Origin of the sequence: Ornithinibacillus xuwenensis, from assembly GCF_039614845.1 — a bacterium.
GTDB classification, from domain to species: domain Bacteria; phylum Bacillota; class Bacilli; order Bacillales; family Amphibacillaceae; genus Ornithinibacillus; species Ornithinibacillus xuwenensis.
This window is the reverse complement of record NZ_JBDIML010000002.1, coordinates 144,401-159,002: the sequence shown is the minus strand read 5'-3', so window position 1 is coordinate 159,002 and position 14,602 is coordinate 144,401. Positions and strand designations below refer to the sequence as shown.

The window sequence follows — 14,602 nt, the reverse complement described above, 5'->3', positions numbered from 1 at the left end:
AGCATAGATGATATAAGGACTGTAGCATTTTTGATGGATTACTGTATTTAAATCATCTAGGAAAACTTGATCATTCAATTTGTATAGTCTCTTGCATTTAGGACACCGTAATCGGTCGAAGTCGTTTTTCATATTATATCCTCTCATCAGGTTTTTTTACTACTAAATTAATTCAACAAAAGATTGGGAATTCCTTCTGGGGGAGGTGGGTTTGGTTAGTGTTGTTTTACGTGTTGAGAGAATTTCAAATAAAGGGTTTTGTTGGGTTTGGGTATGGTTTAGCGTGGTGATTTAAGGGGCAAAAAACAATGAGGGTATTCCTAAAAGCTAATCTTTCTGGAATCCCTCACTATAGAATATAAGTTATCAGTTATCAATCAATATATTTATTAAAAGTGAAAATTCTAAATAACGAGACTAAATCCAAAATGTTTAATAACCTGTAAACCCTTTCATATCAAGGGTTCACTTGTTTTTTTGATTTTATTATAAAGCGAAAAGCTTTATTAACGTAAATAGGTAAAATAGAAATTCAAAAGTAGAGGTTTCGTCATAAAGAATGACGGGACCTTTTTAAGTGGTTCTTCAGAATAATGAGTTGCGCGATGCAATAGATGATAAAATATTAAATAAAGTTTGTGAATAAACGTACTTAAACTAACGGGTAGTTTAGTTGAAGAAGTAATTTGGGTTTATATGGTAAAATGTTGTTAATATGTTGAAAAGAAATAAATTTACTTATTACCTTGTAAATAAAAAGGTAGCCTTGATTGAGGGAAGATATTCGGTTGATTATAGGGAGATTAGCGTATCACAGGAGGTATTAATTTGAGTTTTGAAGCAAAAGTATATCAGATCTTAGTAGCATCCCCATCAGATGTACAGGAAGAAAGAAAGGTTATTACAGAAACTATTTATAGATGGAATGCATTAAACTCCTTTGATGAGAAAGTTGTTCTACTTCCAGTGAAATGGGAGACACATAGTAGACCCGAATATAGGGGGGAGGATACTCAGGGGATATTGAATGATCAGTTCGTTCGGAACTGTGATATTTTGATAGGGGTTTTTTGGACTAAAATAGGTACTCCCACAGCAAATAGTGGATCGGGGACCTTGGAAGAGATAGAAGAGCTTGTAGGTCAAAACAAACCTATTATGCTTTACTTTTCAAATGCTAGTTTACCCAATGATGTTGACATAGAACAACTTCAAAAAGTTCGCGAATTTAAAGATAAGTATCAAAATCAAGGTATATATGGGACTTATAATGATAATTATCAACTATCAACGGAGATAATGTCTGATTTAACAAGAGAGGTAAGAGCATTAAATCAAGGTGAAAGAACTGTTATAAGTGTGCCCCCCAAAAAAACCGCAAAGAATGATAGTGAATCGAGAAAAAAAGCTTTGAATATAGAAATAAATTCACTTTTCAGAGAAAATGAAAGGATATTTAAAGAATATGGTCCACATAGTTTAAGAGCTGAAAGATTAGTATCAGATTCCGCTGAAATATGGAAACAGAAGTGTGTTGAGGTATTAATACCAAACAATGACAAAATTGACCAATTGTTAAGTGCAAATATTGATCTAATTCCACAGGAAAAACTAGATTTATTGGACAAATTTAAGAACCATATAGAGGGGTTTAAAGAGAATCATATGGGGGATTTAAAAGACAGACACGTACCGCTTTTCCCGAAAAAGATTATTAACATTCTAGAAGAGGAGGACGAGTGATATGCCTGAGGGGGGAAGATACGAAAAAATTCCAAGACCTGAAAGCATAGAATATTTTATAAACGCTATCAGTGGTCACAGTAAAGTACAAGAAGTAAATCAAATAGATACACAGTTATTTGAAGTTATCAAGAAAAATGGAAAAAGGTTATTAGTTCATTTAACAAATTATTATATTGTTACTGCAGCTGAAGTAATAGAAATTTTATCACAATCTCCAGATATAGATGCAATTGTAACAATAAGCCAATGGAACCAATGGTCCGAATCGGGGAGAGAACAGGCAATTAGTCAAGGCGTAGGGTTATTTATTATGCGCCAATTTATGGGGGCTCTGAATTTCGATGGACAAAGATTTTATCAATTCCTTACTGCTGACCAGCGTGAAAAATACAAATATTGAAACTAATGCTGTTGATTTTTATTTATTTGGTTCATTTTTATACTCAAAAAATCCAAATGATATAGACCTTTTGATTGTTTACAACAGTAATAAAGTCGGTATAACTGATGTATTATCACTAAGAAAAACTATTTATAATCTATTTTTGCTGAATCACTCTCTGATTGCAGATATTACAATCCTATCAAAACAAGAGGAGAGAGAGGTTAATTTTATTTCAAGTGAACGAGCCGAAAAACTATAGGTGTAAAAGATGTTAGGGTTAATATTTATCCTAATCATTGCTTTAAATATCATCTATTTTTGGATTAATTTTGGCTTCCTATGGTTTATCTTCACTATCATTATTTTAGTTCCTCCCGTATACATCATTGTAAAACGTGATTTAAAACACAGTAATAGCGATGAAAAAACGAAAAGTAGAATTGCTAATGAACACTATTCATTTCTGCTATGTTTGACTGTCATTCCCTATTGTTTATTAAAAAAGTATAGAAGTACAGCAATACTATGTATTGCAATAGTTTTGTTAGCTATAACTTAAGAAATTGCTTTAATTATTATAGGGAAAGTTGGGGGAATTATAATTTATGGAGAGGATTAAATTTTATTCAGAGTACGATATGGAAAGTGGAATCAACATTAATAAGATTATTGATTTTATAAATAATTACCAAAATAAAGATATTCCCGAGTTAGATAATATTAATGGTGTTCTTGAATACTTCAATATGATTAAATTTTTTGAAGTTGAGAAATTTAATCGTATTATTGAAACAAATACTAAAGAGAGAATTAATGAAGTAAAAAATACATTGAATAAAAAAATTGGTAAATTTATTGGTGCCCATAAATCAAATGGTTTTCTGCATTTTTACGCAGAGGTTGATATTAATTATAAGAAAGACTTTTGGGAATTAGTTGATAAGTATAGTATTTATATGAACATAGATAGTGCTGAATTTAAGCATTTCTTAAATAATAGTGACTTCCATTATTCAGCAATTCTTCAATTTAAGAAAACAGTAAATTACTTCGATGAAATTTTGCGTGAACATATTTTACAAGATAATAAAGGAGCTGAACAATTATTAAGAAAATATATTTATAATGAGAATGAAAAAGAAGTATTTCTCCCCCATTCATTAACAGAAGAGGATAAAGAAAAAATATTAATAAATTATATTGAGTCTGAACTTCCAGAAACCAATTATCTTGAAATGATCGTTAATTTTCCTAGCAATAGTCAATTGAAAATTAGAGATCGAATTAAACTACTGGCAAAGCGAAGGTATAGTGAAGAAATAGAAAAGATTTTAAGTGGTAGCAATAGTATTAAATACAAGACAGGAGTGTCAGTTAAATATCCTGCTGATCAAAAAGAAAGTGTAATATACAAAGAAAATGGACGAGTGTTTGAATGTAGTGTAAGTAGAAAATGGATTGTAAACAACTTAGACTATAATACTTTATGGAATAATTTCATTCATATTTTTGACTTTTTTGATGATCAAATGAGGTTAAATCTAGTAAGTAAACCAAATGAAATAGGTGTTTTCGAAAGAATTATAACATCTAACTTTGATCATTTATATAAAGATACTTCAGCATTTAAACGTAAAGATATGATGTCAACATTACAAACTAATAGTTATATGCATCTATTAAGTAGCTATCAAATAAGGTTTGAGGATATGATTGAGTGGTTTTTTAACAAGTATTTGTTAGAGGAGTTTGGGATCAATAATTATATTGTTAAAATGCCAACTAATGCATCATCTGATTTTGAAAAATGCAGGGCAATATTACCAGAAATTGAAAGCATATTAAAGCAGTTCAACCTTTATTTGGAAGATGGGGAAATTGATCAGGAATTACTTCAAATATCTTCATCTCATTTGTTCTTTAAGGATTGCAAAAGTAGTGTCCAAAAAAAATATGTGTACCCTGTGGAAGGAAAAATAGATCAAGCGTCCTTTCTTCTTTTCTCTGATCAAAGTGGCATATTTTATTTGCCAAATTTAGGTGAAAAGTATAAAAATTTTTATCATTTATTAAGAAGTGAAAAAATTAAATTAAATGATTTTAAAGAATTTCAAATTAAACGTATTGAATGGCTGATAGAAAACGAGTTTCTATATATAGATAAAAATGGGTTTATAAAAATTTTAAATCATACTAGGATTATTCTATTCTGTGACCTGTATTATAACGAAGTGATAAGTTATTGGAACTGTCACCCGGTCTTAAGAAAAGAGATTGATATTCTTATTGATGAAAAAATATTAGAGATTGATAACAGTTTATTTACTAAAGGAGAGCAGGATTATCTTGATTATCATTTAAATAAAACAAAATTTAGTAATTCATTAGATTTACGTAATAGCTACCTTCACGGGACTCAAACAACCGACGATGAATTACATAAAATGAATTATCTCTTATTTTTAAAGTTAATAGTAATTATTATCGTAAAGATTAATGATGATTTATGTATTAAAGCTATTAGAGAATCTTAGATTGCGACATATGTATCCACTCGGAAAATATTACTGGAAAATTATATGGGATTTAATATTGAACTACCGTGGCAGTGAATTCTGTACTTCATAAAAAGGCACGTTTATCTAATAAGTTACCCTTTTCTTGTTCAATTTAAGGGTGTTATAGTTATAGAAGGGTGAAAGAAGGTGATCATTAGATTGATTGCCTTTTTCTTTTTGGAGAATACAATAGTGTTGTTGGAATATTATATTAGTATTGAAATAGAGATATTGAGCAATCGGGCAGAAATTGTAAAAGTCAGGATAGAGCTTTGTTTAGCTAACAAGTTATTTAACGACATAAATTCTACTGGTTCACGGGGAGGTTTTAAGTAGTAAAATGAGTTTCTCCTAAAAACTGCTTACCTTTCTGCTATATTAAAAGTAACTAATACAGGAAGGGTGATAATTATGTTAAATGATTTAATGAATATGGATGAAGGCTTAAAGAATTTTCTTTGTAAGAGGATATTCGAGGATCGAATTGCCACTCAAAGTGAAATAATTCAATTGGCCGTTCAAGAGAGATATGAAGAAACCGAGGTCTACAGGGGCTTAGAAATATTTTTGTACAATAGTCTTATAGATCAGGTCCAGGATATAATGCCTTCTCCTATAAAAGGAGACTTTCTCATTTCCGACAACCGATACTATGAGTTTAAGGCAAATGGATATTTATAATAAACCATTGTCCCACTAAACCAGCTAATAGTTGTCAATTTTTTTCTCTAAAAATCTAAAATAGCTTATGATATACTAAATTTGCGCATGCCAAATAACCCTCCTGTAATATTGAATTGGAAGGTTTTGGGGTATTTGGTTAAGTTGTTTATTTAAGCAATATCTTGGAAGGTAGTATTATTTTTCAATAATGCGTAAATCCAATGTAATAACTTGTTTGCACATGCTATTATGGCTACTTTATAAGGTTTTCCTTCATCTCGCTTTTTATCATAAAAGGCTCGTAACTTCCTGTTACGGGGAATGATTTCATCCGTTGTTTTCTGTTTCCGAGAATCACGGATGGCTGAGCGAACAGCCATAAATAAAGCGTGTCTTAATCGGCTAGATCCTCTTTTAGTGATTCGATTCACGGTTCCTTTAAATCGACCAGATTCATAGACTCTTGGATCCATGCCGGCAAATGCAACTAGTTTTTTAGGGTTATCAAATAAATCTATTTCCCCAATTTCTGAAATAATCGTTGCCGCGATCTTTTCACCGATACCAGGGATGGATTGGATAATCTTACATTCTTCAATTTCTTGTGCCAAAGCATCTATTTGATCCTCAAGTTTAGATAGGTGCTTTTGGTACTCAAGCAACATCTTGATATACATTTCGATGCTTATAATATGACTCTGATATAGTGTTTCCTGAAAAGGATCACGAAGTGCTGCTTCTATTAACTTATCAGCTTTTGAAGTTGCCCATTCCAACGAACGTCTTGGACAGTATTCATGAATGCTTTTATCTAGAATGTCTTTATCTGTCTCCAATAGATCCTTCGATGTCGAATAGTTTAATAGGGTAAGTAAAGATACAGTAGAATATAAGTCCCCAAAAACCCCACGATACTCAGGGAATACCTGATCCAACACAGATTGAAATTGTAATTTAGTTTGTACATATAAATTAGTAATATTTTCGTGTTGTCTTGTAAGATTACGTAAATTTAATAATTGTATTCCACGTTTCTGCTGTGGCTCTAGCTCTTCCTTATAGTACAGCTCGCAGAGATGTCTCGCGTCAATTACGTCTGTCTTAACCTTTCGTAAACTAGAACTCTTTGCCTTGTAAGAAATAAGTGGGTTAACGATGATTGTTAAATATCCTTTTTTCTCTAAATATTGAACAACTGGTGTGTGATAATGCCCTGTAGATTCTAGTACGACAGGAGGTCGTACTCCAGTATTATTCTCAATATCAATTAAAAAATGACGCAATTTATCTAGACCTTCCAAGGTATGCGGTACTTTAAAACTAGCTTTATAAGGCTTCTTCTTATCTAGGAAACCTTGAATCTGACTTTCTCCTTTTGCTACATCCAGACCTACTACTGGATTCATTGATTATCTCCTCCTAAGAAGTATTTGCCGGTACCCCTAATCCTTCTTGTAGTATCACAGCTTCGCTTGTTATACGGGATCCTTGTCCCAACCAGCCTCAATCATGTTTCTACAAGTAGGGGGCGAACAGTTTAGTTGTCGGGATCTAATCCCACGGGTGCAGTCGTTCTACCCCGGCTACAATGTAAATGATAAGACCATATAAAATAAATAAAGTCTAGCTTTAATAAGCTAGACTTTATTATATCGCCCGAATTTTTCTTTGTATTTCATTACTCATATGTTTTTTCCAATCAGGTGCTCTATGGTTACTAAATGACAGTAAATCATTAAAAAGCTGTTTTAAAATAAACCTTGCCTCTTTACCTTTATGGGCACTAAATATCTTTTCAAATAGATTTGAGAAATCCTTCAACGTAATAGGTACTATTTGGACAGAAAGTTGAGAATCATCATTTCTATACCAAACACCTATTCTAAAAGTTTCAGCAGTATTAGTATTTATATTATTAGCTATAAATAACCCATATACTCGCTTACCTTTTAGTTCATAATCATCTACATACTTTGCAACGTGCCTTCTAACTGGTTCTCCTTCTGCCGCTTCTTGTCTTGAAGAACTTGTTAAAGTTACTTCAACCACAAAAACAAAGTCTTCAAACTCAAAAATCATGTCGGCATCTCCACCCGCTGCATGCCTTACTGGTTTAAAGCTCCTATCAACGGTAAATTTTCTTGCTTCCCATGGATAATTTTGTAGAGAATTAATCGCTAAAAATGCTCTCCAAATAGTCCATTCAAGATAAGCTGGCCCTTCACCACTAGGAATTAATGATCCTCTTTTTCCTATTCTACTTGGTTTTTGAAGTTCTTTCATATAATCAAGTATATCTTTCCATTGATTAACCTGATCTTCTGCATACTTTTTTTCTAACGTATTTATCCATTGGTTTTCTAATTTAATTCGTAACTGTGATAAATCTTGAACAGATAACTCAAACAAGTTAGGTAACGGCTTAACATCTTCACCATTTTGAAGTAATAGTTGATATAAACTTTTTATAACCTTAATAGCTTCATTTTCATTGTCAGTAGGTAAGGATGCACCCTTAGCTATTGTAGATGGATATTTATTTGCTTGTACTGATTGATATTCGGTGCTTAATATTTGTGAAACAATGGTTTCTTTATGTTCCGCTATACTGAGTTTAGATATACCTTCTTCAACGAAAAGACCTGTAAGCTTTAAGTAACGCATGTTTACATCTGCATAGGAATTTAAACTGCTTGCATTTACCCTACCCTCAAAACTCGCTGCTCGTTCTCTATACTCTCTATCAAACTTCTTCTTATTATTACTTTTATTCCTTTTATTTCTATAACTTACTATTTCGTCTACTAATTGAGTAATATTGTCCATACTGTAGTGAACTATTATTATTGATGCCATCTCATTCTTAGTTATTGAAGCAGTTTCTCCACGTTTTTTTAATTCACTTATCACTTCTAAGACAATACGCAATGGATTAAAAGGCTGATCTATATCTCCATCAGGTAATGGGTGTATCGATGATGGTAGCTGATGGACTAATAAAGCACGTAAAAAACACTCTTCCTGTTCAGGAAGCGATGAAGAATTAATTAACCTTCTTCCATTTTCGGTTACAATATGTGTGTCTGGGTCTATAAACCCTAATCTAATTAGGTTTACTCTCCATTTCCTAGCAACAGTGTTGTCACTATTCGTTTGTATGGAAATGACACCTTTATGATCGAGTAAAAGCGCCATCCCTTCTTCATTATGTTTGCTAAAATCACCATGAAACTGTGAATTCACAAGAACTTCCAGACCATCTTTCAAGCGTTTTGGGTTTCTTACTCCATTATCAGCAATTAACCAAGGCATATTACATCCTCCACTCCCTAATAACCAACAAATAAATATTCTTCTACATCATTTTTATTTTTTCCAACCTTTTCTCTTTGATTACCAAACGAGTATTTATGGTTAACCGATACCACATCAACGTTTTGCTTGTACTTGGATAGTATTTCAAGCATTTCCGATTTAGTTGGTAAGGAATTAGAAGAATATGACACTATTAAAATGCTATCTTTGTGTTTCTTGAAAAGCTTATCAAAAGCATCATGGGCACCGTTCCTTGAATTAAATGGTGTCGGATAACTTTTGAACTTTTTCGTTTTAGTATTTTCTTGAATCTCTACACCCTTCCAATCCTTGGCTAGTCCTTCTACAAAATGATACCTACGAACATACTCATTATCTGAATAAGGACTATAATAAGGTGGGTCAATATATACTAAATCAGCCTTACGTCTACTGGTCATAGCATCCCCATGACGTGACTTGTTTTGTTTTCCATTATCAAAAACTGCATTATTATAAAATTTTACTGCTTCTAAGAAGTGTTCTTTTAAAGTTAATTGTAAATCTCTTCTACCATCATTATACCTATCTAATCCTGTATAAGTAAAAATACCTCTGGGTCTTCTTTTCATACATGCTCTTATCAACGAAGACATAGCCAAAGCTTGCTTATTTTTATTTTTTAATAATGGTATTGCCATTCTTAATTGGTCAATAAAAGCATTATCCTCATCATTAAAATATATTCCTTTGAAAGTTTCAGATACAAAATCATCTAATTTTATTTCTGCATTAAATAATTTATTTAAATCTTTGTCTGTTATTACAGTTTGATTATTTTCTACTAAAGCTTTTGTAAATGTGGAAGAGAATGCCATGTAATCATTACTAAATACTTCTTTCCCTTGGGCTTTAAACATATATGAAACAATGCCACTTCCAGAGAATATATCCGCAACACTATTAAATTCAAACTGGGATGCTACTCCCCAAATATGCCTTAATAAATTTCCCTTGCTCCCCATAAAACGGGTGCTAGGATATTTTTCAACTTGAGATGAAAGTTGTACTTTATCTGGAACAACAACAATATTTTTCTTTGGCTCGACTTTAACCAATACGTCTTCACCGTTACGCTTATTTCCTTTACTACTAATATTTCTTTTTGTTTGATGGACACTAATGTCAAAGTCACCATACAATTCATGAACTAAAGGATTGTTAGAATTAGTTAATAATACATAACAGCCTAACTCATGTAATCTTTTTACTTCATCTGCTAACTCCCTATGGTCTTCTTCATAAAATTGCTCTTTAGTATAACGTTTAAAATCGGAGTATTCACTAATTGGTAAATACGGTGGGTCTAAGAAAACAAAATCGCCAGGTTCTGCATAATCTCTTAAAACTTGTTTATAGTCACCATTAATTATATTTGCATTTTTTAATACCTTACTAGCCGATCTAAGCCTTGATTCATCACATATTTTTGGGTTTTTATAATTACCAAAGGGAACATTAAATTTCCCTTGCTTATTTACTCTATATAAGCCATTGAAGCATGTTTTGTTTAGATAAATCGTTCTAGCAGCTCTTTCTACTGGTGAAAGTTTTGCAATATCTAGTTTACGTGTTGATAAAAAAAAGTCCTTATCATTAGGCATTAGTTTTAACCGTTCAATTAATGCCTCCACCTCACTAGAAACAACTCTATACAAATTAATTAACTCTTCATTACTATCTGCAATTATTGCATTTGATGGTTGTAATGAATAAAAAAGTGCTCCACCACCAAAAAAAGGTTCGATATATTTATTGAACCTTTTTGGTTTAGCATCTTCCAATACATTTAAAAGCTGTGTTTTCCCACCTGCCCATTTTAATATAGGCTTTGAAGCTTCTATTTTTTCAATTTCTGTATTACTAAAATCAAACTCTAAATTATTACTAGGATTATAGGTCATTTTTTATTCACCTTTCGACCTTGACAAATTATATTTTCATTCTACTACAAAAACAGATAATATACCATTCTTCGCGCTAAATTTCAATGCTTACACTCTAAACCAATTTTAAAACACTATTAACCAGTACTTAAGGTTAAGCCCTAAAAAATGGTATAATTATACTACAATGTTTACGAAGGAGAGGATATATTGAGTGCTTCAAAATTCACTGTCTATCTATTAAAGCAACAAGATCAAGATACTGAATTTAGCGAAGTCTGTAAAAACATCGTAGAAAATTACAATCAAAATGAAGCAGAGAGAAATAACAATGTAGAATATAAAGAGCAGGACACCTTAGAAAATACTGGATTAAAACATATCGAAGAAATTAAAATATATGTTGCTCCACATAGAACAATACCTAAGTGGAAAGACACCTTAAAGAATTTAATTGAAAGCAATGACCTAAATGATATCGAAAATATTAATTACTCCTTTCTTTTCTTTATTAAAATAAAGGATTGTATTTTTGCAATTACAGGTGGAAAAGGACACCTCGTAATAAATGAGCATAAAAACTACTTTTTTGGATTAGATATTTTGTCAAAAATTATGGAGCCAAATGACAATATAATTAAAAGTACTGGTGATAGGGCATTACATGGAAATAGATTTAGTGGCATTCAACAATTCAATAACTTTGTAAATCTTAGATCTGAAGACAGTATTAGCAGTTATTTTAAACAGATTAATACACATTTAGACAAAGGAGTAATTTCAAAAGAATTTGGTATTGAAATTAATAATGGAAGAGACGGAGTCAATTTTTTAGCACGGGATTCTATTAAACTAGGAAAATCCTTAACCCTTAATGAACTGGACTTATTTATCCTGAATATAGATCGTTTAGTGAACAAGGAAGACACAAAGTCACTAATAAATAAATTTACTGAGATAAACAACCAAGACAGTCTATATTCCGAATTGAATGAACGTTTGGAATCAGATCTAATGAACCTCATAAAAAATGAAAATATAGATAGCAATATTTCATTACTTAGCTCTACACAATTTGACTTAGAGTGTGACTTTTATATTTTAAAGAATAAATCACATAAAAGAAACTTACTTGAATCAGAATTACAGTTAAGCCTTAATAACATAATAGATGTGCTAAAAGGGAAATATTCTAAACCTGAAGACTTACAAAATCTTAAACTTATAGAAGATTTTCTAAAACCCGTAAGGCTGTATGGTATTTTAGATGGTGAAACAGAAGTAGATGATCGTATTTTTGATTTGTTAGATGTCCACTTAAGACATAATGAAAGTAGTTATATATTTATAAGTGGAAAATGGTTTCTTTTAGACAATCAATTTATAGAGGAAATAGATAGTCAATTTAAATCACAAGTTACTCCTTATTATGTAGAATCAGATGAATTTAACTTTTTAAATTCATGGAATAGTGGTAGCGAAGGCGAGTATAATTTTTCTCACTATAAGAACGATGATGTTCAGGTCTTAGATAAAATACTCGTTGACAATATAGAAGTATGTGACTTAATGACAATAAAAGATAATAAGACTATTTATGTTCACGTAAAAGATGGACTAGCTGGTGATACGCGAATATTATGTGCACAAATTTTAATTGCTATGCAGGCTATACAAAATGTTAAAACCCATGCAGACACTTTTTTCTTAGAAAAATACTATGAATCTATATCTAATAAATTATCTACAGATTCAGAACAATTAAAGAAATCAGCAGAAAAATTTATCAACAAATTCCCCACACAAGATGAATTTGTTAGTTGGATAATTAAAAGTTCACCTACTTTTATTTTTGCTTTTAGGCCAAATAATCACGATATTCATGAGCCTAAGACTATTTCATCAACGCCCGCCAAAATAGCTATGTTAAATATGGTTAGAGAAGCAAAACTCTATGACATTGATTTAAAAATAGTCGCTATTGCAAATTCATGAAAAAATCAGGCTGTTATAGAGATTTAATACAGCCTGATTTTTAATAAAATAATTATGAAGTATTTTATTAGTTACAATTATTATAAGGATTGGAGAAAATATAAGAACTTTGCTAGAACACCACTAATAAAAACCCCTCCCAAAAATATAAGGATTAAGCTATTTTTAACCAATATATTTATTGGTTTTAGGGGTTTTTTAGTAATCATCTTATATAGCAAAGAATAAGAAAAAATTATTAAACTTATCATTATTACAATCCCAGCAATTTGAGATATTAAAAAATAAGTTTCTTCCTGATAGCCATTTGTAACTAACCCCCACAAGACTCCTGGAGAATCTAAAATATCAATATCAATGAATTTATTTTCAACCACCTCTAGATTAGAAGGAGGATAAATCGGCACTTTAATTAATAATATGTATACAAAAATTATTAACCATAATAAAAGCGTATAGTATTTATATGCATTTGGTAGATTTCTTTTTCTATATAAAACTAACAATGAAGCTAGAACACCTACCACCACTATTATAGATAAATAAAGCATAATTAAACTTTTATATTGTATAAAAGATGATATTAAAATCCCAAAACCAATTATCGATAGTGCCCCATACATTATTATAATTCCTAGTTCATCATCATTATTTTGTGAAGAATTCCTAAATTCTGTATTTTGATTAATTGTAGTATAATGATTATATTCATTATAGCCGTTTATGGTTTTTCCTTTATTTACTATTTTTGTACTATTAAAACTATTACTTATAGCTTGATTATCACTATGTTTATTAATCACTGTAGTTTTGTTAACAGTTATAAACAATCCTAAAAATGAAAGTACAATACCTACTACACTCAATATAATACTTAACTCCAACAAATCACCCCCTAGAGTAACAATTAATATAAATATGAAGAATAATGTAATAATTTGTTACTCTTCTTCTTGAAAATTCAAAAGATATTTATCCTCAATAATATATGGAAGAGGTTTCTTTATTTCACTAGCTGATTTTCCATCTGTAAATAGGTTTACCACTATAATATATATTTCTTTATTCCCCATTTTCACAGTTTTTACATGACTATTTTCGTTCATTTCAAAAGATAAGTTTCTCTTATCTAAGTTATATATTAATAGATAGCCAGTTGGCTTACCATAATCCAAAGCATATCGATAGGCTTGGACCAAACCTTTTCTTATGTATGCCTTATCATAACCTTTGTCTAAATTGAAGAGTTTTACATCAAGAACCATTGGATCGTTTGTTTCTAGTAAGGCTACTAAGTCAGAACGACCACTTGATGAATGTGGGGTAGAAAATGGATAATCCATTCCATGGTTATGAAGATACTCTTGTAAATCAAGTGTTAAATTGTCTTCACCACGTTTCGTATCACTCTCATAAAGAGTAAAAAGTCTATTTTTGTGAAACCACTCTGTTCTAAAAGTGTATCTTAATAATAGATATAATATAGTACTGCTATCCTCAATTCGTTCATATATATACTCATATAAAGGATAAAAATATTGTTCAGCTATAATTCTGCAACGATCTTCTATTTTTCTACTAGAAGAGATATGCATGAACAACGAACTTAATGAGCTTAACTCATTTTTTGCAAATAGATTCATAATTGAATAACACATTGCTATTTTATCAACATAATCATCTGGAAATTCAATAAAACGTCTATGTCTTCTTTCACCGCTTTGCTCTTAGTAAGACTCAATGTTAAAATCACGTTTCTCTATTTCTTGAATTATTGATTTAAGTAAGCTATTTGTCTTAATAAAATCCAAGAATATTTTTATTTCTGCATTAAAATTTTCTTCACGTGCTTTTAAAACCGCACTTGCTCTATTCTTTAATTTACTTTTTAAATTTTCAATTACAGGATTCATATTTAATTTCCATCCTTTTATAATTACTTAGAGTAATACATCTTGAATGTAAAAATTTAAATATCATGATATATTATATCAAATTATACAAAAATTTTGGTA

The 14,602-nt window shown here is 30.7% G+C and carries 12 protein-coding genes; 6 read left to right on the top strand and 6 right to left on the bottom strand.

The genetic code is table 11. The features are described 5' to 3' along the window. Positions 1 to 828: 828 nt before the first annotated feature. The 5 genes from ABC228_RS06615 to ABC228_RS06595 all read left to right on the top strand — a co-directional run bounded on the left by ABC228_RS06615 (position 829) and on the right by ABC228_RS06595 (position 5,370). A complete protein-coding gene (locus ABC228_RS06615; RefSeq protein WP_345824320.1) occupies positions 829 to 1,743 on the top strand; it encodes a hypothetical protein in 915 nt (304 codons plus the stop codon). Position 1,744: 1 nt separating this feature from the next. Then, positions 1,745 to 2,146 (top strand): hypothetical protein, encoded by a 402-nt coding sequence (locus ABC228_RS06610; RefSeq protein WP_345824319.1) that lies wholly within the window; start codon positions 1,745 to 1,747, stop codon positions 2,144 to 2,146. Beyond that, positions 2,088 to 2,390: a hypothetical protein gene (locus ABC228_RS06605; RefSeq protein ID WP_345824318.1), complete on the top strand. Its 303-nt coding sequence runs from the start codon at positions 2,088 to 2,090 to the stop codon at positions 2,388 to 2,390. Before ABC228_RS06610 ends, ABC228_RS06605 begins: the two co-directional genes overlap by 59 nt. 346 nt (positions 2,391 to 2,736) lie before the next feature. Continuing rightward, entirely contained in the window at positions 2,737 to 4,665 is a 1,929-nt protein-coding gene (locus ABC228_RS06600; protein WP_345824317.1) for a hypothetical protein, read from the top strand. Between the two features lie 435 nt (positions 4,666 to 5,100). Further along, complete coding sequence (locus tag ABC228_RS06595) at positions 5,101 to 5,370, top strand: hypothetical protein (protein ID WP_345824316.1); 270 nt, start codon at positions 5,101 to 5,103, stop codon at positions 5,368 to 5,370. A gap of 152 nt (positions 5,371 to 5,522) precedes the next feature. On the opposite strand, the gene ABC228_RS06590 is transcribed toward ABC228_RS06595, so the two are convergent. From ABC228_RS06590 to ABC228_RS06580, 3 genes are all read right to left on the bottom strand, one after another. After that, a complete protein-coding gene (locus ABC228_RS06590; protein ID WP_345824315.1) occupies positions 5,523 to 6,758 on the bottom strand; it encodes an IS110 family RNA-guided transposase in 1,236 nt (411 codons plus the stop codon). Positions 6,759 to 6,999: 241 nt separating this feature from the next. After that, complete coding sequence (locus ABC228_RS06585; RefSeq protein WP_345824314.1) at positions 7,000 to 8,664, bottom strand: AlwI family type II restriction endonuclease; 1,665 nt, start codon at positions 8,662 to 8,664, stop codon at positions 7,000 to 7,002. A gap of 17 nt (positions 8,665 to 8,681) precedes the next feature. After that, positions 8,682 to 10,610 carry a Dam family site-specific DNA-(adenine-N6)-methyltransferase gene (locus ABC228_RS06580; RefSeq protein ID WP_345824313.1) on the bottom strand — a complete coding sequence of 643 codons (1,929 nt, stop codon included), beginning with the start codon at positions 10,608 to 10,610 and terminating at the stop codon, positions 8,682 to 8,684. 192 nt (positions 10,611 to 10,802) lie between these two features. Here ABC228_RS06580 and ABC228_RS06575 point away from each other — a divergent pair, with 192 nt between their 5' ends. Then, positions 10,803 to 12,587: a DUF6119 family protein gene (locus ABC228_RS06575; RefSeq protein WP_345824312.1), complete on the top strand. Its 1,785-nt coding sequence runs from the start codon at positions 10,803 to 10,805 to the stop codon at positions 12,585 to 12,587. Between the two features lie 80 nt (positions 12,588 to 12,667). On the opposite strand, the gene ABC228_RS06570 is transcribed toward ABC228_RS06575, so the two are convergent. The 3 genes from ABC228_RS06570 to ABC228_RS06560 all read right to left on the bottom strand — a co-directional run bounded on the left by ABC228_RS06570 (position 12,668) and on the right by ABC228_RS06560 (position 14,500). After that, complete coding sequence (locus tag ABC228_RS06570; RefSeq protein WP_345824311.1) at positions 12,668 to 13,471, bottom strand: hypothetical protein; 804 nt, start codon at positions 13,469 to 13,471, stop codon at positions 12,668 to 12,670. Positions 13,472 to 13,528: 57 nt separating this feature from the next. Next, complete coding sequence (locus ABC228_RS06565) at positions 13,529 to 14,230, bottom strand: hypothetical protein (RefSeq protein WP_345824310.1); 702 nt, start codon at positions 14,228 to 14,230, stop codon at positions 13,529 to 13,531. Between the two features lie 84 nt (positions 14,231 to 14,314). After that, entirely contained in the window at positions 14,315 to 14,500 is a 186-nt protein-coding gene (locus ABC228_RS06560) for a hypothetical protein (RefSeq protein WP_345824309.1), read from the bottom strand. Positions 14,501 to 14,602: the final 102 nt, after the last annotated feature.